This is a genomic window from Flavobacterium sasangense DSM 21067, assembly GCF_000686885.1.
Lineage (GTDB): Bacteria > Bacteroidota > Bacteroidia > Flavobacteriales > Flavobacteriaceae > Flavobacterium > Flavobacterium sasangense.
In genome coordinates this window covers 188,012-208,479 of sequence record NZ_JMLU01000004.1, presented here as the reverse complement: position 1 = coordinate 208,479, position 20,468 = coordinate 188,012, and the positions used below count along the sequence as shown (strand labels likewise).

The following is a 20,468-nucleotide window of genomic DNA, read 5'->3' as shown; positions in this document are numbered from 1 at the left end:
ACAGCAATCCTTTGTAAACGAAGTGTTTAAGTTTTTTGTGGGTGTTTATTTTGTCCTTATTTCTTTTATTTAAGTAATCATCTTTAGCAAAGAAATCTGCAATAGAAGCTTTGTAAATATCTGTTGGTTTAATAACCCAATTATTAACTTCACGAGTAATTGTAGATCTGTTTCTATTGAGTTGTTTAGCAATATAGCTTTTAGACTTGTTTTCTTTGAGTAAAGTCTCAATAACAATCCGTTCATTTAAGGTTAATCGCCTGCGTAATTTTTCCATAATTCAACAAAGATAAAATTTATCATTTGTTGCATTAAGTTATTGAATTCTCCATTTCTTTTTAAAATTACACACAACGTTTTGCGGCTTAAATTCAGTGGCGTTGAACTAACAGCAAGCCATTACAAATATAAACAAAACATTAAATTGAACAACTGTGCCATTGCATATTTTCCCGAAAGTAGCCATTGATTTAAACCGCTGTTACAAGTAGCCTTTTATATACACATCTATTATTAAGTAGGTTGATATAATTCTAAAACTGCATACTCTAAATCTAAATTTGTATGACATAAATCTAAACTTTATCATAATATATCTAAAGTTTTATGACATATATTAAAACTTGTATGACACATATTAATAACCGTTAAAAATATTTCTTTTTGATTATGACATAATTCTAAAATTGCCTTTTATATTCTTAAAATTGCTTTGAATAAATCTAAGCGCGGAAGATAGTTTTCTAAATGATGTTATAATAAATTAAAAAAATGAAACAATAAAACTTATTGCGTGAGCAATAAGTTTTATTGTTTTTTTTTTCTTTTTTAATGTGTGTGTTTTATAATCTTGGCTTTGAAAATTCTATGCTTTTTACTTGAGAATATTGCGGGCTTGAAGCCCCAAATACTGATTTAATGTACTTTTTAACTTCTAAAGCGGTTTGCACTAATCCACTATCGGTTGAATATAGTGTTTCGTTTCTTGCAATTCTTGAATTGCTGATGTTTGTATATGCTGTAGCAACGGCTGTATTTTTAGCAGTTAAATCGGCAATTTTTGCTTGGATTGTAGCTACTTGTAAATCTGTTTCGTTTGGTGTATAACTTGTTTCTGCTTCTAAAACAGAGGTTAGACCTGCTAAGTGTTGAATGAGTTGGTCATACGATTGTTGACTTGTAGAAATGTTTGTTGGAGCAGGAGTACTGGTATCTGTTGGTGTTTGTGTTGATGATGCTTTTTTACCTTGCATTTTGCGGTTAAATGTTTTAGCGTTGCCAATTGTTTCGGGTGTTGCATCAGTAGTTTGCAATGCATTAACTAATCGAGTTGAAAATGATTTTAAACCGCTGAAAGCAATTATACGTTCATTTACTTTATTGTTATAGTTTGTGTTTTTTGCAATTACATCTACTAAATTTGCATCGGCTGATGCTTTTAGTGCAATAAGTTGTGGAAGTTTTAAACTGTTTTTCGATGGATTGTAAGTTGCACCATAGCCTGTTACAAATTCAATTAAATCTTGAAAGTTGGCTACATTTTTTGCATGACCTTTTTCTGAAGTAGATGCCATAATTTTATATTTTTAAAGTTGTAAACCAAAAATAGTAAAATTCTAATAAAAATAAAACAGCAGTTTCGATTTTGTCAAAACTGCTGTAAATATTTAGTAAAGCGATAATTAATCGGGCTTTACAGTAATTGTAATTTCTTCATTGAATTTGTATTCGCCTTTTTTGTAAACTTCTTTATTGGCTAAAACAATTTCATATGTATAAATGCCTTTTGGTAATTCAAAAACGCATTCTTTTCCGTCTTTTTGAATAACCATTTCTTTTTTGATAGTATTATCTTCTTCGTCTTTACCAACAATGATAAAAGTTATTTTGTCTGTAAGTTTGTTTTTTATACAAACACTTTCAATTACTTTAGAATTGTTTTCTTTGACTTCTGATTTATCCTTTTTAAGAAATGATAATCCATTAACAATTATTTCTCCTCCTTTTAGTATTTTGTCAACATCTGATTGAGAATATGAAAAGAAAAAAGAATTAGTAAAAATTAATATTAATATAATTCTCATTAAGTATTTGCTTTTAAAGCGTCAATGTCTTTTTGGCTCATTTTTAAAATTAAATACAATCCAATAAATAAAGGTATACCATAAATTATCAGTGTTAGTAATTGACTAATAATTAAACTTGCTAAATCGTCTTGTTGTATAACTTTCTCATATGGCTCATTTGAAACTGAACTGATTTCTTTTATTAATGTAAAAAAGTTTGTTAAAAAATGTAAAATACCTAAAATGACTATGCTTTTTGTTCTTAAATAAGTTGCTCCATACATTATGCCTATACAGCTTGCAGCATAAATTTGATTTAATACATTTTCAGAAGTTTCTTCTTTAATTGTCCATAAATTAACAAGGTGCATAATTCCAAAAATTAAACTTGAAAAAATTACACTTTTTAATAACCCTTTTTTTGTTTTCGGATAGTAAAATAAAAATATTCCCAATATTAAACCTCTAAAAAGATATTCTTCCAGAAAAGCAGAAGATAAGACTCTTAATAAATATGTTATAAATGTATTTATTGTTGTATCTGAAAAATTGAATTCCCTAAAAATTTTAAAGCCACCTGAAAACACAAAAACGTAAATTAGAAGTGGTATGTAAAAATGAATTTTGTTTATTTTTAGTGAAAAATTAAAAAAGGGAATTTCTTTTTTATACCGTAATAAAAATATTATTAAGATTATTGAGATTGTATTTTTAATAGTTTTACCAATTGCTATCGTTGAATAAGAGTCAAAATTATAACCGTTAAATATAAAATCTAATGATAGTTTATTTAAACCAAAGATTAAAGAAAGTGCAATTATTGAATAAATAAATGGTTTTATACTTGTATAATTCATGATGAATAAACTTTAAAATTTGGGAAGGCTTTGCCTTCCCAAATTACAATTACCAATTAATTTCTATTGTACAACCTGATAATTCAAGACAGCCAAAACCACTCCAAACCCAATCAGCTATACAGCCAGAGCTAACAGCTTTAATTTTACACTTAATTGAACCTCCAACTTTTGTTTTAGCATAAGCATTACCAATAGTACTTGAATTGCTGTAATTTTTTACAAATTCAGTTAATTTTTCTAAATGCTTAAACTCTGGAGAAATAATATAGTCAGCCATTACTGATTTAACTTGGAATTTTGAGTCATATACAACTTTATCATTAAAATTGAATTTTTCAACAGAAGTATATATATTATCATTTGCTTTTAAGTCATTTCCTTTACCATCATCTTTAAATAACTCACCTTTGAAACCTACATCAGAAATACCCCAAGATGTTTCAGAGAAATTAATTATATATAGTTCTTTTACATAAGTTGATTTGTCTAAACTTCTTACTCTTGCATCAAAAATTGAAATATTTTCTGCAATAAAAGTATCATTAAAGTTATCAGAAAGGGAAATTGTTTTTGCGTTTAGACTTGATGTTGCTAAACTAAAAAGCGATAAGCAAGTGATTAAAAATAAATTTTTCATAAATTTGTGTATTAATTATGTTTTTTGCAGTCCACTCTTTTGTCTTCGAAAACATTAAAAAGTTTGGGCTGCATTTTTTTTGGTTGGTTTCTCTTTAATTTCATTTAATAACAAACCTCTAAAATAAATGAAATGCATTCTATTGTCACTTTAAGATGGTAAGTCTCTTTTTTACCTTGTTTTAGATTTAATTATGTTAGACATTTTCTTGTGCAAATATATTCTATAGAATTTTATTCTTGTTACAGATTTTCTGTACATTTTCAATTTTATTTTCCAGTGTTTGCTGGGATTCTTAATTTTCAATTATACATTTATCAAAAATAAAATGCAAATTTGAGTTAAGATTTTGAATTACTTCTTCGTTAAATTTGTAGGGGATTAATGCAAATCTATATGTTTTTTTTAAAAAAACTAATTATTTATTTTATTTTTTTACGTTCCAATTGTCATAAGGTTACTTGTAACTCGTTTATATACGAAACTTTCGAACTAGTATCATACCATATTGGCAAGATTGGCGAAAGTTTGGCAAGTTTTTATTTCGCTTATTTTTTTAACGAAATCAAATATAATAAAATATTTACAATTTCTAAAACAAAAAAGGCTCACTTTCGTGAACCTTTTCGTTTATTAACTCAAAATAACTAAAACTAAGATGGGAAAAATAATTCCGGCTACGGCTAGTTTCCAGCCTCTATTTTTAAAGGTGTTTTTGCCGTGGGTTACCATTAAAGTTCCCGTGATGGCAATTAATATTAAGGAGATTCCAAAAATATCAGAGTAGTAAATCCACCAATTCGAAGTGGTTTTGTGTAACTTCATTGTTTGGCTGATAATTGGTGTTTTGTTGAAGGCAACAATTTCACCTTTACCCGTTTTCATGTCGATTTCTACATCGTGCTTTTCAAACGAAATTTTAAACGTACCTTTCTTTACGTTGTGGCGACGCATTTTATCATCGATGCCCAATTGTTTTCCTAAGTTTTCAGCAAATTCTTCTGTAATTTGGCTTTCTTCTGGCAATTGTACTTTGATGTTTTTGGTTTCGATGGTGTATTTTTCAGGATGCCAATGTTCTCTGTGGTTCATTAAAATTCCTGAAAAAGCAAACGAAATAATTAATCCTACATAGAAGTAGCCAAAATCGCGGTGAATGTCTCTAATTAATTTTTGTTTCATGTTTTGTTTTAATTGAATTCTTAAAATTTGTATCGTAACGAAGTTAAAATTTGTCTTGGGGCAATAGGGTTTACACTGTAATTTTCATGTAAAGTATAATTCAACTCGTTGGTAATATTAGATAATTTGCAAAGTAATGAAAATTGTTTCCAATTGTAACCTAACGATACATCAATTGTTGTGTAGCCATTAACTGGAATTTCTCTATCCCAAATTCCGTTTGGATAAGCAGGATTTACTTGATTGTTCCAACCGCCAAGTCTGTCACCAATGTAGTTTCCAATAGCTCCAACCGATACATTTTTAAGCACTCCAGTTTGTACCGTATAAAAGAAACTTAAGTTAGCTGTATGTTGAGGTGTTCTTACCAAACGATCGCCTTCTATAAAACTTCCTGTTGCTCCAGTGGTTTTGGTATAACGCATGTCGTTATAACTATATCCTGATATAATGTTTAAACCATCAATTGGTTTGTAGTTTAAGTCTAATTCAATTCCTTTACTGGTTGTTTCTCCGCTTAATGCTTTTACGTTAGTATTGGTATTGATGTTTCCGTTTGCATCAAATTCAGCTGTTTGTGCTAAATTGCTGTTTACAATTTGATATAAAGTAACGTTTGTTGTTAATTTTCCTTTAAAGAATTCGTTTTTAACACCTACTTCAATTTGATCAATTATAGAAGGTTTAATCGCTTCATTGTAAATGGTTACTCCCGTATTTGGTGTGAATGAGTTGGAGTAACTAGAAAATAAAGTAGTGTATTTGGTAGGTTGGTAAATCAATCCTACTTTAGGTGAAAAAGCTCTGTCGTTTCGGATGGTTTCTTCTGTAACTGTATTTGCAGCTATATTATATGTTTCTGGTTTTGCTTCTTGGTATGAATAACGAACGCCTAATAACGCTTTGAATTTGTCAGAAAACGAAATTAAATCTTGTGCATAAACACCAAAACGTGTAGTTTGAGTTTTTACGATTCTTGTTACTTCAGAGGGTAAAATTGGTCCTTCATTCGAAGCTGCATAAGACGATGGATCAAAAATATTTACGGTATCGTATGTAGTTACAGTTGCACCAGTTGTTGGATCATAAAATCTAAAAGTGTAAGCATCAGCATACGAAATTTCGGTATCGATACCCGTAAATAATTGGTGTTTGATGTTACCTGTTTTAAAGTTGCCTTGTAAACTAATTTGGTTGGCAAAAATTTGTTCTACCGCTTTATTTCTTCCGTAAGGTCTATTCCAATCCCCATTTGCCGCTGGTTGAATACGTTCTGTACCAATCGATTCTCTGTCGTAATCTTGGAAAGAAGAATTAAAATTCAGTTTCCAATTGGGATTGAATTCATGGTTTACTAATATCGAAGCGGTTGCTTGTTTGGTATTTCCATTTGACCATTTTGCTCCTAAATAAGCGCTTCTTGGTACATCTGCAATTTCTTTTCCGATAGAACCAGTTCCAAAATCAGGTGTCCAGTCATCACTTAAATAATCCGCTTGTAGTGTAATTTCAGTTTTGTCACTCACTTTAAAAAGTAGGGAAGGATTTACGTAGTAACGTTCTCTAGTAACATAATCTCTAAAGCTTTCTGAGTTTTCATACGAACCATTAAAGCGGTACGCAATCGAATTGTTAAAAGCCCCATATACATCTGCCGAAGGTTTGTAGAAACTATAACTTCCAGCTTGCATAGTGAATTCGCCACCAGTTCTGAAATTTGGCGATTTGGTTACCATGTTCATAATTCCTCCAGGCGCTACATTTCCGTATAAAAGAGCTGCGCTTCCTTTTAAAATTTCTACTTTTTCTAATGAAGCAACTTCTGGAATAGAACCGCTATTAAAACGGAAACCATTTTTAAACATGTTGTTTGCCGACATGTCGTAACCTCTTGACCAAAATGATTCTTGAGCACCGCCACGAGCCGAACCTACATAAACACCGTTGGCATTTTTAACTACATCACTCAAGCGAACCGATTGTTGTTGTTGGATGATTTCTGTTCCAATAACCTGAATGGCTTGAGGTAAATCTTTTTCTTTGATTCCAGCTCTGTTAACAGAAGACTTAGAAGGATTGTTTTTTCCGTTAATGACTACTTCGTTTAGCGTTTTCACAGTATCGTTTTCTGTAAAATAGTTTTCGCTAACATCATTTGGAGTTTGTTGGGCCACTGCCTGAAAAGAAGACAGTAGTACTATAGATTTGAAAATGTTTTTATACATCTTATTTAGATTTAATTAAAATAACACCGCAAAAATAATAAGCAAAAATGAATTCGCAAAGTTTATTTAGATTTATTTTAAATAAAATAGTTAAGAGGTTGATTTTCAGTTTTAAAACTTTTAAACATTTTAATTTTTAAACTTTCAACTAAAATTGTAACTTTGCACTCCAAAATAAATAACAGCTATGTTAGATAGATTACAATATGTAAAACAACGTTTTGACGAAGTATCAGATTTGATTATTCAGCCTGATGTAATTGCGGATCAAAAGCGTTATGTACAATTAAATAAAGAATACAAAGACCTTAAAGCTTTAGTAGATAAACGTGAAGAATACATTAATCTTGACGGAAATATTAAAGAAGCTAACGAAATTATTGCGGATGGTTCGGATGCCGAAATGGTAGAAATGGCTAAAATGCAATTGGACGAAGCTAAAGAACGTTTACCTCAGTTAGAAGACGAAATCAAATATATGTTGATTCCTAAAGATCCTGAAGATGCTAAAAACGTTATGGTGGAAATCCGTGCGGGTACAGGTGGAGATGAAGCTTCTATCTTTGCTGGAGATTTGTACCGTATGTACACTAAATATTGTGATTCAAAAGGATGGAGAACGTCTGTAGTAGATGTAAGTGAAGGAACTTCTGGAGGTTTCAAAGAGGTTATTTTTGAAGTAACAGGTGAAGATGTATATGGAACTTTAAAATACGAAGCAGGAGTACACCGTGTACAACGTGTGCCACAAACCGAAACGCAAGGTCGTGTGCACACTTCAGCAGCAACCGTAATGGTGTTGCCAGAAGCAGAGGAATTTGACGTACAAATCGATATGAACGACGTTCGTATAGACTTTTTCTGTTCGTCAGGACCAGGTGGACAATCGGTAAATACAACGAAATCGGCGGTTCGTATGACGCACATTCCAACAGGTTTGGTGGCACAATGTCAGGACGAGAAATCGCAACATAAAAACAAAGACAAAGCGTTAACGGTTTTACGTTCGCGTTTATACGAAATGGAATTAGCCAAAAAACAAGAAGAAGATGCGAAAAAACGTAATTCTCAGGTAAGTTCGGGTGACCGTTCGGCTAAAATTCGTACTTACAACTATGCACAAGGTAGAATTACCGACCATAGAATTGGTTTAAGTATTTTCGATTTAGATGGTTTCATGAATGGAAATCTTCACAAAATGATTGAAGAATTACAATTGGTAGCCAACACCGAAAAACTAAAAGAAAGCGAAGTTTTCTAAATGAAAGAAACCAGAACATAGAACATAGAGAAAAGATGCTGAACAATAATTTGTTTGGCATTTTTTTTAAATCCTTGCGAACTTTGCGAAAAACTTTGCGAACTTTGCGTTTAAATAACAACAACACAATGACTACTGAACAACTAATTACCCAAATCCGAACTAAAAAATCATTTCTTTGCATTGGTTTGGATGTCGATTTGAATAAAATTCCCGAGCATTTACTACAAACCGAAGATCCTATTTTCGAATTCAATAAAGCCATTATCGATGCGACTCACGATTTATGTGTTTCGTACAAACCAAATACTGCTTTTTACGAAGCTTACGGAATCAAAGGTTGGCAATCGCTAGAAAAAACCATTAATTACATCAATGAGAAATATCCTGAAATCTTCACTATTGCGGATGCTAAACGTGGTGATATTGGCAATACTTCGTCTATGTATGCCAGAGCTTTTTTCAACGATTTAGATTTCGATTCGGTAACGGTGGCGCCTTATATGGGAAAAGATTCAGTAGAACCTTTCTTATCATTTGAAGATAAACACACGATTATGTTAGCGTTAACTTCAAACGAAGGAGCTTTTGATTTCCAAACGCAAAATGTCGATGGTAAAGAATTGTACAAAGTGGTTTTGGAAACTTCAAAATCTTGGAAAAACGCTCATAATTTAATGTACGTAGTTGGTGCGACCAAAGCTGAATATTTCACGGAAATCAGAAAAATAGTTCCTGATAGTTTCTTATTAGTTCCAGGGGTTGGTGCTCAAGGCGGAAGTTTAGCAGAGGTTTGCAAATACGGAATGAATGCTAATGTTGGCTTGTTAATCAATTCTTCAAGAGGGATTATTTACGCTTCAAACGGAATGGATTTCGCAGCAAAGGCTAGGGAAGAGGCTTTGAAGTTGCAACAAGAAATGCAATCCATTTTAGGGTAAATTTTAATGTTGAACGCTGAATTTTGAATGTTGAACCAATGCAAGACCAATTAGGAACCCAACACACTTTCGAAAAAACACCTTTGCGAATCGTTTCGTTAGTGCCTTCACAAACCGAATTATTATACGATTTAGGTTTGGAAGATAATATTGTTGGCATTACTAAATTCTGTGTGCATCCGTGTCATTTTAAAGCGACAAAGACGATTGTTGGCGGAACTAAAACCATCAAATTCGATAAAATAAAAGCACTTCAACCTGATATTATCATTTGCAATAAAGAGGAAAACACCAAAGAAATCGTAGAAGAATTATCCCAAATTTGTCCAGTTTGGGTAACCGATATTCTCACGATTGAAGATAATCTACAAATGATTCACAATTTCGGTCAACTCTTCAATAAACGTACGGAAGCTCGTAAATGGATGGATAAAATCAATTTTGCTCATCAAGATTTTCAGCAATTTATCAAAGATAAACCAATTAAAAAAGTAGCTTATTTTATTTGGGCAAAACCGCATATGGTCGCGGGAAATAATACCTTTATCAATGAATTGTTGAAATTGAATCATTTCGAGAATATTTACGAAGTAAAAGAAGGACGTTATCCAGAAGTCGAATTGAAGAAAATTCGTTTAGAAGGCGATCCTGATTATGTGTTTTTGTCTTCCGAACCGTTTCCGTTTAAAGACGAACATGCGTTTGAAATTGGACGTTTTACACATCATGCCAAAACCGTTTTTGTCGATGGCGAAATGTTTTCTTGGTACGGAAGTCGACTTTTGAAAGCCTTTGATTATTTCAAATTACTGCATGCTAAAATTTAAAATTTGTTCAACAATGTAGTTGTTTTAAAAACAGTACATTTGACAAAAATTGAAACATTTGATTTCCTATACAATTTATAAAAACGAAACCAGTACCGAATGGGTGACTTTTGTTCATGGAGCAGGAGGAAGTTCTTCTATTTGGTTTAAGCAAATTCGTGATTTTCAAAAGCATTTTAATGTGCTGTTATTGGATTTGCGCGGTCATGGAAATTCAAAAGACCAATTAAAATCGGCACTCAAACAGAAATATACGTTCAAAGCAATTGCGGAAGATATTGTTGAGGTTATCGATTTTTTAAAGATTGAAAGCTCTCATTTTGTTGGAATTTCTTTAGGCTCCATCGTTATTCGTCAATTGGCAGAAATGCATTCTGAACGCGTGAAAAGCATGATTTTAGGTGGTGCTATTTTAAAAATGAATTTCCGTTCACAAGTTTTAATGCGACTGGGAAATATGTTTAAATATGTGTTACCATATTTGGTTTTGTACCGCTTTTTTGCCTTTGTGATTATGCCAAAAAAGAATCACAAACAATCACGTTTGTTGTTCATTAACGAAGCGAAAAAATTGTACCAAAAAGAATTCATTAAATGGTTCAAACTTACGGCTGAAATTAATCCAGTATTACGTTGGTTCCGCCAAAAAGAATTGAATATTCCCACGCTTTACGTCATGGGAGAAGAAGATTATATGTTTTTACCTTCGGTAAAACAAGTCGTTGCTAATCACGTTAAAACTGCCGAACTTTTCATCATCCAAAACTGCGGTCATGTGGTAAATGTAGAGCAACCAGTTGTTTTTAATGAAACGGTGATTGGGTATTTGAAGAAAATGTGATAAAATTTATATTTTTCAACAATTAATTTTTCTTAAAAATCCGGAAGTAACCATTGAAGCAAATAGCTGTTACAGGCCGTTTAAATTTCTCCACGATCAAATTTCACGCTTTCAATTTCGAGTTTCTTATTTCTGTTTGTTGTTTTCAAAATGTAATATGATGGATTTGTATATCTAAAAAGTTCTTGCATATCATCTTTTGTTTGCGGTATAATTTGAACTTTCAATTCATAAAGATTTTTACTTTTCTTTTGAACTTTCATTACTACGAACTTATAATTGTATGATTTTCGTGTAAAGTTTTCTATAAAATGTTTTGTGTTTAAATTGCATTTTAAAAAATCAAAATCAATTCTTTTTGGTAACTTTTTGGAATTTTCTATTACGAAATCGTTTCCAAAACTATCTTGATAAGTAAGTTCGGAAACAAAAGTAAAAAGAAAGTAAAACATAAATAATTTCATAATTGTTCAATTGAAAATTAGTCACTAAATGAACTATAACTTATTTACATATAATAAACATAATACTTTTTCTTTTCCAAATATAATAAAATCTTTACAAAATTTACCGTATAAAAACAAAAAAACTCCGATTTGCATCGGAGTGATTTTTTCTAAACTAACCCTAACTAAATGAGAATTTTATTCTTATTACAGTGCAAATATCTTACCTTTTTTTGAATTGTAATGTTAAGGTTATGTTATTCTTATGTTATTGATTACTAAATTTTTACGAAAACGTTTTTTCTGTAAAAAATCAATTACAAATCATTATTTTTTGTCTTGTAAAGCAAAAACCTTTTTTAATAAATCGGAACTTCTTGCGGTTAAATTTGTGCGAATATCTTTCTCTTCTACAGCAATCATTTTGAAAACACCTTCCATAGCTTTGTTCGTAGTATAATCGGTTAAATCAGGATTCACTTTGGTTACTAATGGAATGGCGTTATATTTTGTAATGATGTTGGTCCAAACTTTATCAGCACCTACTTTGGCAAACGAATTTTTAATCACAGGATTAAATTTTGCATACAAAGCAGTAGAAGTGGTGTTTTGTAAATAAGTCGTAGCCGAACTTTCATTACCCATCAAAATGTTTTTGGCATCATTAAAAGTCATTTGTTTTACTGCATCAACGAAGATTGGAGTCGCTTCTTTTACCGCGTCTTCAGCAGCACGGTTTAAGACTTTCAATCCTTCATCTGCTAACTTACTCATACCTATTTGACGTAATTTTTTATCAACCACTTGCAATTCTTGTGGTAATAAAATTTTAACAGCTTCATTCTTAAAAAAGCCATCTGTGGCAGTTAATTTCGAAACTTGTTTGGTGATTCCATTGTTTAGAGCTTCTTTTAATCCGTTTCCAATTTCTGCTTGACTCAAAACACCTGTTCCTTGTGGTAATTGGTCTAATACTTGTTGCATTTCGGCACATCCAAATAAACTAAAAACAAATAAACTTAATACGATTTTTTTCATGATAAATATTTTGTCAACTATTTAGACAAAGATAGTGCCAATTTTTTATCACAATTAATTCAAAATTTTAAATGAAATAAAATTATTAAATTCGTAAATTGCACCCTTTAAAACGAACAAAAATTACATATGGAACTACAAACTCCTTATATTCCTAAAAATAAAGTAAGAATTGTGACCGCAGCGTCACTTTTTGATGGACACGATGCAGCTATCAATATCATGCGTAGAATTATTCAAGCTACAGGTGTTGAGGTGATTCACCTTGGACATGATAGAAGTGTGGAAGAAGTAGTAAATACCGCTATTCAGGAAGATGCTAATGCAATTGCAATGACGTCTTACCAAGGAGGTCATAACGAATATTTCAAATACATGTACGATTTGCTTAAGGAAAAAGGAGCAGGTCACATCAAAATATTTGGTGGAGGTGGAGGTGTAATTTTACCTTCTGAAATCTCAGAATTACACGAATACGGAATCGAAAGAATTTATTCGCCAGACGACGGTCGTGCCATGGGATTACAAGGTATGATTAACGATTTAGTACAACGTTCTGATTATCCAATTGGTGATAAACTTACGGGAGAATTATCGCATATCGAAGAGAAAAATCCAACTGCAATTGCAAGATTAATTTCAGCAGCTGAGAATTTTCCAGAAATTGCAAAATCGGTTTTTGACCAAATTCACCAAAAGAATGAAACGTCAAAAATTCCAGTTTTAGGAATCACAGGGACGGGTGGTGCCGGAAAATCATCTTTAGTAGATGAATTAGTACGTCGATTCTTAATCGATTTCCCTGAAAAAACTATCGGATTAATTTCGGTTGACCCATCAAAACGTAAAACAGGTGGCGCTTTGTTAGGTGATAGAATTCGTATGAATGCGATTAATAATTCTCGTGTTTATATGCGTTCGTTAGCAACTCGTCAATCGAATTTAGCGTTATCGAAATATGTAGCAGAAGCGATTCAAGTGTTGAAGGCAGCGAAATATGATTTAATTGTATTAGAAACTTCAGGAATTGGACAATCAGATACTGAAATCATGGACCATTCTGATGTTTCGTTATATGTAATGACACCAGAATTTGGAGCAGCAACTCAGTTGGAAAAAATCGATATGTTAGATTTTGCTGATTTAGTAGCATTGAATAAATTCGACAAACGTGGCGCTTTAGATGCCATTCGAGATGTAAAAAAACAATACCAACGCAATCATAATCTTTGGGATGTAGATACAGATAAAATGCCAATTTTTGGAACTATCGCGTCGCAATTCAACGATCCAGGAATGAATACGCTTTACAAATCTATCATGGATAAGATTGTGGATAAAACAGGAGCCGATCTAAAATCGACTTTTGAAATTACGCGTGAAATGAGCGAGAAGATTTTCGTAATTCCGCCACACAGAACTCGTTATTTATCTGAAATTGCAGAAAACAATAGAAAATACGACGAAACAGCGCTTTCTCAAGTAGAAGTAGCGCAAAAATTATACGGAATTTTCAAAACCATCGAATCGGTTAACGGAAATGTACCGCAATTAGACAAAGCCGGAATTGTTGAAAGTTCTTTAAAAATTACTGCTGATAACAAAGATTTCGTTTCGTTATTAACTAAAGAATTCGACCGAGTAAAAATGAATTTAGATCCATATAATTGGGAAATCATTTTAACTTGGGACGAAAAAGTAAATAAATACAAAAATCCGGTTTATAGTTTTAAAGTTCGTGATAAAGAAATCAAAATTGCAACGCATACCGAATCGTTATCACATTCTCAAATTCCAAAAGTAGCTTTACCAAAATACCAAGCTTGGGGTGATATTTTAAAATGGAATTTACAAGAAAATGTTCCAGGAGAATTTCCATTCGCATCAGGATTGTATCCATTCAAACGAGAAGGAGAAGACCCAAGTAGAATGTTTGCCGGAGAAGGTGGACCAGAAAGAACCAACAAACGTTTCCACTATGTATCTGCTGGATTACCTGCAAAACGTTTGTCAACTGCTTTTGACTCGGTAACTTTATACGGAAATGATCCACACGTTCGACCAGATATTTATGGGAAAATTGGAAATGCAGGAGTTTCGATTTGTTGTTTAGACGATGCTAAGAAATTATATTCAGGTTTCGATTTAAGTCATCCGTTAACTTCGGTTTCGATGACAATTAATGGTCCAGCACCAATGTTGTTAGGATTCTTCATGAATGCTGCCATCGATCAAAACTGTGAAAAATATATCATTGAAAACGGTTTACAAGACGAAGTTGAAGCTAAAATCAATGAAATTTACAAGAAAAAAGGAGTAGAACGTCCAAGATATCAAGGTGCTTTACCGGAGGGAAACAATGGTTTAGGTTTGATGCTTTTAGGAGTAACTGGTGACCAAGTTTTACCTTTAGAGGTTTATCAAGATATCAAAGTAAAAACGTTAGCACAAGTTCGTGGAACGGTTCAAGCGGATATTTTAAAAGAAGATCAAGCGCAAAATACTTGTATTTTCTCTACGGAATTCGCTTTACGTTTGATGGGTGATGTTCAAGAATATTTCATCAAGCAAAATGTTCGTAATTTCTATTCAGTTTCAATTTCTGGATATCATATTGCTGAAGCGGGTGCGAATCCAATTACGCAGTTAGCTTTCACGTTAGCAAATGGTTTTACTTATGTGGAATACTATTTGAGTCGCGGAATGAACATCAACGATTTCGGTCCGAATTTATCATTCTTCTTCTCAAACGGAATTGATCCAGAATATGCGGTAATTGGTAGAGTAGCGCGTAAAATTTGGGCAAAAGCTTTAAAAAATAAATACGGAGCCAACGAAAGAGCACAAATGTTGAAATATCACATTCAAACTTCTGGACGTTCATTACACGCACAAGAGATTGATTTCAATGATATTCGTACGACTTTACAAGCTTTATATGCGATTTATGATAACTGTAACTCGTTACACACGAATGCGTATGATGAAGCAATTACAACACCAACAGAAGAATCAGTGCGTAGAGCAATGGCAATTCAGTTGATTATTAATAAAGAGTTAGGTTTAGCGAAAAACGAAAACCCAATTCAAGGTTCGTTCATTATTGAAGAATTAACTGATTTAGTAGAAGAAGCTGTTTTACAAGAATTCGACAGAATTACAGAACGTGGAGGAGTTTTGGGTGCAATGGAAACGATGTATCAACGTTCAAAAATTCAAGAAGAATCATTGTATTATGAAACTTTAAAACACACAGGAGAATTCCCAATTATTGGTGTAAACACGTTCTTGAGCTCAAAAGGTTCACCAACAGTTATTCCTGCAGAAGTTATTCGTGCAACAGAAGAAGAAAAACAATATCAAATTGATATGTTAAACAATCTGCATAAGAGAAATTCTGACAAGGTTGAAGAACAGTTAAATGTAATTCAAGAAGCTGCGATTAACAACCAAAATATTTTCGAAAAATTAATGGATGCTACGAAAGTGTGTTCGTTAGGACAAATCACCAGTGCCTTGTTTGAGGTGGGTGGTCAGTATAGACGCAATATGTAAAATTTTAAATAAAAAACCTTCCATTTGGGAGGTTTTTTTATTTTTGAAGCATGAAGCCCATCATAAAAACCTTTCCAACAACAAAATTCATCGGAATGAATAGTCAATTTTCTTATTCAGATTATCGAATAGGAGAATTGTGGGGAAAATTTATGCCTAGAAGAAATGAGATTCAAAATGCTTTAGGTGCAGATTTATTCAACATTCAAATCAACCCTGAAAATTTTGATTTCAATCCACAAACTAAATTTGTAAAATGGGCTGTAGTTCCTGTTTCAGATTTTGATTTTCTTCCTGAAGGAATGCAAACATTAATTGTTGAGGAAGGTTTGTATGCTGTTTTTAATCATGTTGGAGATGCTTCAAAAGCAAGAGAAACGTTTAGTTATATTTTTGGTGTATGGTTGCCAAATTCTCAATATGAATTTGATAATCGTCCTCAATTTGAAATTTTAGGAGAAAAATATAAAAATAATACTTCTGATTCTGAAGAGGAAATTTGGATTCCAATCAAAAATGGAATTTAATATTCTCCATCCACATAAAACCATTTCCCATTTTCCAATTTAAAAGTAGAATGTTCATAATGGACTTGCGCTTTTAAATTTTCATCTAAATAATACGCTTTGAAAGTTACCGTGGTTTCAGTTGAAGCTAAAACTTCTAATTTTAACCATTTATTGGCTTGACTCCAAGCTAAAATATCTTTTTTGTTGTGGAAGCGTCTTTTAGAAATGTGAGTAGTGTTTACCAAATAATCAGCGGCACCAGTTGCAAAAGCGCTGTAACGAGAACGCATTAATTTTTCGGCAGTTGGAGCATTAGCAATTCCTTTAATATAAGGTTCGCAACAATCTTGAAAAGGAATAGAATTTCCGCAATAACAATTCGACATAAATTATTGTTTAGATTCATTGAACTTTCTAGTAATCTCTTTCAATTTTTCAGCACGAGCATTCTTTTTTGCTTTTTCTTTAGCTTGCTCTTTGTGCAATTTATCGTTGTGTGCTTTAATATTTTTTGGATTATTTCTTCCCATTTTACAAGCTTTTTTGAAGTTTCAAAGATAAGAAAATAAAGTGTGATAAATTTTTGGCACAACAATTGGTTATATCTATATAGGAAAAAATTTAAAAATTAAAGATTATGAAGAAAATTACTTTATTGATAGCTTTTATCGGGATGATAACACTACAAAGTTGTACAGTTAACGAAGTTCAAGATAATGTAGATAACGATGCTATAAGCGAGGTTTTTGAATACACAAATGTTGATTTAACATCTGGAAATGGATATTCAGCATTATTAACTTTTCCTCATGCTACTTATACATCTGATATGGTTTTGGTTTACCGTTTGGTAGACTATGGTTCAGCTGGTGATGTTTGGAAATTGTTGCCAGAAACCTATTATTTTGATGATGGAACATTAGATTTTGCGTATGATAATGATTTTACCAGATATGATGCTCAAGTAAATTTATTTGGATATGATTTACCTGGTTTGTCAAATGCTTATAAATTAGACCAAGTATTTAGAGTAGTAGTCATTCCAGCTTATTATGGAAACAAAACGTCAAGTGAAATCGACTTTACTAATTACGATTCAGTAAAAGAACATTTTAGCTTAGATACCGCCAAAGTAACTAAGATTAAAATGTAAAATAAATATAAAGAGCTATCCCATTCCGATAGCTCTTTTTTTATACTGATATTTTATCCAACTTTAAATAGCCAATGTGTTTTTCATCTTCTGAAATTACATTGGTTTTTGTTATTTTCAAACGATACTGTGATTTAAATTTTTCTGAAAGAATATCTTCAATATTATGAATATCATCAACATCAACTCCATATTTATCATCAATGTGCGATTCGGCTCCTTTGAAACCATAATGTTTATAGAAAGTAGTTTGTTTGGCTTTTTTAATGGCTTCCGCTTTTGTTTTGGCGACAACTAATACTTTATAATGATATTCTTCAAATTCGCCTTCTTTATAACCGCCCAGGTTTAAAAAGAATAATTGCTCTTCTTGTTCTAATTTGTCCTTATTAGAAACTATTTCAATTGCAAATCCATCAACAGAAGTTACTTTTTGCCAAGCATCGATATGGATTCTTCCTTTAGCTTCAGGCCAAAAATCTTTCATGTCTGGAATTAATTCTTTTAAACTACTTCCAATACCAAAAAAGATATCGTGTTGTTCGGTAAAGCGTCCTTTTGGGGTGCAACCCAACATAATTATGTGTAAATTTGATGTTTTCATAATGTAAAAGTAATAAAAAAATATTTTTACCCCTAAAAAAAATAGGGGTCTTTGTAAAATTATTTAAAAAATTCATATATTTGCATAACTTTTCAAGGGTATAACTTTAAACACACACAACTTATGTCAACATTTCGTTTTCAAGCTTTAAGAAAAGCAACCGACAGAAAACCAGTTCACGTAGAGGAATTGGATAGAAAATCAGCTATTTTTGGTAGTAATGTTTTTGGAGATAAAGCGATGCGACAGTTTTTAACACCAGAGGCTTACAAAGCTGTTAAAGCTGCTGCTGAAGGAGTAAAAATCGACCGAAAAATTGCCGATTATATTGCATTGGGAATGAAAGAGTGGGCATTATCAAAAGGAGTAACTCATTACACGCACTGGTTTCAACCATTAACTGGAACCACTGCGGAAAAGCACGATGCTTTCTTCGAAACATTTCCTGATGGAAGTGATCCAGTAGAAAAATTTGGCGGAAGTCAATTGGTACAACAAGAACCAGATGCGTCTTCTTTTCCAAATGGAGGAATTCGTAATACATTTGAAGCAAGAGGATATACCGCTTGGGATCCAACATCGCCAGCTTTTATCTTTGGAACAACTTTATGTATCCCAACAGTTTTTGTTTCTTATACAGGTGAAGCATTAGATAACAAAACGCCTTTATTAAGAGCGTTACATGCTATCGATTCAGCTGCGATTGACGTTGCAAGATATTTCGATAAAAACGTAAAAAGAGTAACACCAACTTTAGGTTGGGAACAAGAATATTTCTTGGTAGACAGCGCTTTAGCTGCGTCAAGACCTGACTTATTAGCTACAGGAAGAACGTTATTAGGTCACACTGCAGCAAAAGGACAACAATTAGATGACCATTATTTTGGTTCGATTCCTACTAGAGTTTTAACGTATATGCGTGATTTAGAAAACGAATGTATGTTATTAGGAATTCCAGTTAAAACACGTCACAATGAGGTAGCGCCTAACCAATTTGAGTTGGCACCAATTTTTGAAGAAACGAATTTAGCGGTAGACCATAACTCGTTATTAATGGACGTAATGCAAAAAGTGGCTGAGCGTCACGATTTTAAAGTGTTATTCCATGAAAAACCATTCAAAGGAGTTAATGGTTCAGGTAAACACAACAACTGGTCTTTAGCTACTGATACTGGAATTAACTTGTTATCTCCTGGAAAAACTCCGATGAGTAACTTACAATTCTTAACGTTTTTCATCAATACGATTAAAGCAGTTCATGATAACGAAGAATTATTAAGAGCGTCAATTGCATCAGCTAGTAACGACCACCGTTTAGGAGCTAATGAAGCGCCACCAGCAATTATTTCGGTTTTCATCGGTCAACAATTGACTAAGGTATTGGCGGAATTAGAAGGAGTTTCTCAAGGGAAATTATCTCCAGAAGAAAAAACCGATTTAAAATTAAACGTAGTAGGTAAATTACCAGACGTTTTATTAGACAATACCGATAGAAACAGAACATCGCCATTTGCTTTCACAGGGAACAAATTCGAGTTTAGAGCCGTTGGTTCTTCGGCAAACTGTGCGGTTTCTATGACGACTTTAAATACAATTGTTGCAAAACAATTAAAAGATTTCAAAATTGAAGTAGATGCTTTAATCGAGAAAAAAGATTTAAAGAAAGACGAAGCAATTTTCAATGTATTGAGAGAATACATCAAGCAAACGAAAACTATCCTTTTTGAAGGTGATGGTTATAGCGATGCTTGGGAAAAAGAAGCTAAAAAACGCGGTTTAAGTAATCACAAAACAACTCCACAAGCATTAAAAGCGAAAGTTTCTAAAAAAGCAATTGAATTGTTTGGAGAAATGGGCGTAATGAATCATGTTGAGGTAGAATCACGTTACGAAATTGAATTAGAAGAATACGTGAAAAAAATCCAAATCGAAGGTCGAGTTTTAGGTGATATCGCTCGTAATCATGTAGTTCCAACGGCTATTCGTTACCAAAATGTGTTAATTGAAAACGTAAAAGGATTAAAAGAAATTTTCGGAAAAGACTTTGAGAAAATCGCTAAAGAACAAATTTCGTTAATCAAAGAAATTTCAGAACACATTGAAGGTATCAACACGAAAGTTGAAAAAATGACCGAAGAACGTAAAAAAGCAAACGCCTTAACGAGCACAGAAAAAATGGCAGACGCTTATTGTGATAAAGTAAAACCATATTTCGAAGAAATTCGTTACCACGCTGACAAATTAGAATTGTTAGTAGATGACGAACTTTGGACACTAACAAAATATAGAGAATTGTTATTTACGAAATAATAAAAAAAGAAAT

General features: G+C 32.4%; 20 protein-coding genes. 8 read left to right on the top strand and 12 right to left on the bottom strand.

Features of this window, described 5'->3' with window-relative positions:
• The 7 genes from BP92_RS0105365 to BP92_RS0105330 form a co-directional block, all read right to left on the bottom strand.
• Nucleotides 1–277, bottom strand: a 277-nt coding sequence (locus tag BP92_RS0105365; RefSeq protein ID WP_026725112.1) for a helix-turn-helix domain-containing protein, incomplete at its 3' end; no start/stop codon positions are given.
• A 565-nt stretch (nucleotides 278–842) separates the two neighbouring features.
• Nucleotides 843–1,574: a hypothetical protein gene (locus tag BP92_RS0105360; RefSeq protein ID WP_026725111.1), complete on the bottom strand. Its 732-nt coding sequence runs from the start codon at nucleotides 1,572–1,574 to the stop codon at nucleotides 843–845.
• Between the two features lie 108 nt (nucleotides 1,575–1,682).
• Nucleotides 1,683–2,084, bottom strand: coding sequence for a hypothetical protein (locus BP92_RS0105355; protein WP_026725110.1), 402 nt, complete (start codon nucleotides 2,082–2,084; stop codon nucleotides 1,683–1,685).
• Nucleotides 2,084–2,923, bottom strand: coding sequence for a CPBP family intramembrane glutamic endopeptidase (locus BP92_RS16685; RefSeq protein ID WP_026725109.1), 840 nt, complete (start codon nucleotides 2,921–2,923; stop codon nucleotides 2,084–2,086). Before BP92_RS16685 ends, BP92_RS0105355 begins: the two co-directional genes overlap by 1 nt.
• Before the next feature lie 49 nt (nucleotides 2,924–2,972).
• Nucleotides 2,973–3,563, bottom strand: coding sequence for a hypothetical protein (locus tag BP92_RS0105345; protein WP_026725108.1), 591 nt, complete (start codon nucleotides 3,561–3,563; stop codon nucleotides 2,973–2,975).
• 633 nt (nucleotides 3,564–4,196) lie between these two features.
• The gene (locus BP92_RS0105335; RefSeq protein WP_026725106.1) at nucleotides 4,197–4,745 is read right to left on the bottom strand and encodes a PepSY-associated TM helix domain-containing protein; all 549 of its coding nucleotides are present in this window, start codon (nucleotides 4,743–4,745) and stop codon (nucleotides 4,197–4,199) included.
• Nucleotides 4,746–4,765: 20 nt separating this feature from the next.
• Nucleotides 4,766–6,970, bottom strand: a complete 2,205-nt coding sequence (locus BP92_RS0105330; RefSeq protein WP_026725105.1) for a TonB-dependent siderophore receptor — start codon at nucleotides 6,968–6,970, stop codon at nucleotides 4,766–4,768.
• Nucleotides 6,971–7,157: 187 nt separating this feature from the next.
• Between BP92_RS0105330 and prfA the strand changes: the two genes are divergently transcribed.
• The 4 genes from prfA (at nucleotide 7,158) to BP92_RS0105310 (ending at nucleotide 10,840) form a co-directional block, all read left to right on the top strand.
• Complete coding sequence (gene prfA / locus BP92_RS0105325) at nucleotides 7,158–8,231, top strand: peptide chain release factor 1 (protein ID WP_026725104.1); 1,074 nt, start codon at nucleotides 7,158–7,160, stop codon at nucleotides 8,229–8,231.
• 128 nt (nucleotides 8,232–8,359) lie between these two features.
• Nucleotides 8,360–9,172, top strand: a complete 813-nt coding sequence (gene pyrF / locus BP92_RS0105320) for an orotidine-5'-phosphate decarboxylase (RefSeq protein WP_026725103.1) — start codon at nucleotides 8,360–8,362, stop codon at nucleotides 9,170–9,172.
• A 38-nt stretch (nucleotides 9,173–9,210) separates the two neighbouring features.
• Complete coding sequence (locus BP92_RS0105315) at nucleotides 9,211–9,999, top strand: ABC transporter substrate-binding protein (protein ID WP_035692903.1); 789 nt, start codon at nucleotides 9,211–9,213, stop codon at nucleotides 9,997–9,999.
• A 58-nt stretch (nucleotides 10,000–10,057) separates the two neighbouring features.
• Nucleotides 10,058–10,840 carry an alpha/beta fold hydrolase gene (locus tag BP92_RS0105310; RefSeq protein WP_026725101.1) on the top strand — a complete coding sequence of 261 codons (783 nt, stop codon included), beginning with the start codon at nucleotides 10,058–10,060 and terminating at the stop codon, nucleotides 10,838–10,840.
• A gap of 80 nt (nucleotides 10,841–10,920) precedes the next feature.
• Here BP92_RS0105310 and BP92_RS0105305 read toward each other — a convergent pair whose 3' ends face one another.
• Together BP92_RS0105305 and BP92_RS0105300 are read right to left on the bottom strand one after the other, a co-directional pair.
• Entirely contained in the window at nucleotides 10,921–11,304 is a 384-nt protein-coding gene (locus BP92_RS0105305; RefSeq protein WP_026725100.1) for a hypothetical protein, read from the bottom strand.
• Between the two features lie 309 nt (nucleotides 11,305–11,613).
• Nucleotides 11,614–12,324, bottom strand: a complete 711-nt coding sequence (locus BP92_RS0105300) for a DUF4197 domain-containing protein (RefSeq protein WP_026725099.1) — start codon at nucleotides 12,322–12,324, stop codon at nucleotides 11,614–11,616.
• A 129-nt stretch (nucleotides 12,325–12,453) separates the two neighbouring features.
• Between BP92_RS0105300 and BP92_RS0105295 the strand changes: the two genes are divergently transcribed.
• Nucleotides 12,454–15,879 carry a methylmalonyl-CoA mutase family protein gene (locus BP92_RS0105295; protein WP_026725098.1) on the top strand — a complete coding sequence of 1,142 codons (3,426 nt, stop codon included), beginning with the start codon at nucleotides 12,454–12,456 and terminating at the stop codon, nucleotides 15,877–15,879.
• Nucleotides 15,880–15,929: 50 nt separating this feature from the next.
• Nucleotides 15,930–16,406 carry a GyrI-like domain-containing protein gene (locus BP92_RS0105290; protein ID WP_026725097.1) on the top strand — a complete coding sequence of 159 codons (477 nt, stop codon included), beginning with the start codon at nucleotides 15,930–15,932 and terminating at the stop codon, nucleotides 16,404–16,406.
• Here BP92_RS0105290 and BP92_RS0105285 read toward each other — a convergent pair.
• Nucleotides 16,403–16,774, bottom strand: coding sequence for a YchJ family protein (locus tag BP92_RS0105285; protein ID WP_026725096.1), 372 nt, complete (start codon nucleotides 16,772–16,774; stop codon nucleotides 16,403–16,405). The two genes, BP92_RS0105290 and BP92_RS0105285, sit on opposite strands and share 4 nt — an antisense overlap.
• Nucleotides 16,775–16,777: 3 nt before the next feature.
• Complete coding sequence (locus BP92_RS17205; RefSeq protein WP_162833735.1) at nucleotides 16,778–16,918, bottom strand: hypothetical protein; 141 nt, start codon at nucleotides 16,916–16,918, stop codon at nucleotides 16,778–16,780.
• A gap of 107 nt (nucleotides 16,919–17,025) precedes the next feature.
• Here BP92_RS17205 and BP92_RS0105275 point away from each other — a divergent pair, with 107 nt between their 5' ends.
• Nucleotides 17,026–17,541 carry a hypothetical protein gene (locus BP92_RS0105275; RefSeq protein ID WP_026725095.1) on the top strand — a complete coding sequence of 172 codons (516 nt, stop codon included), beginning with the start codon at nucleotides 17,026–17,028 and terminating at the stop codon, nucleotides 17,539–17,541.
• A gap of 40 nt (nucleotides 17,542–17,581) precedes the next feature.
• On the opposite strand, the gene BP92_RS0105270 is transcribed toward BP92_RS0105275, so the two are convergent.
• Entirely contained in the window at nucleotides 17,582–18,145 is a 564-nt protein-coding gene (locus tag BP92_RS0105270; RefSeq protein WP_026725094.1) for a DUF1543 domain-containing protein, read from the bottom strand.
• Nucleotides 18,146–18,268: 123 nt separating this feature from the next.
• On the opposite strand from BP92_RS0105270, the gene BP92_RS0105265 reads away from it, so the two are divergent.
• Entirely contained in the window at nucleotides 18,269–20,455 is a 2,187-nt protein-coding gene (locus BP92_RS0105265) for a glutamine synthetase III family protein (protein WP_026725093.1), read from the top strand.
• Nucleotides 20,456–20,468: the final 13 nt, after the last annotated feature.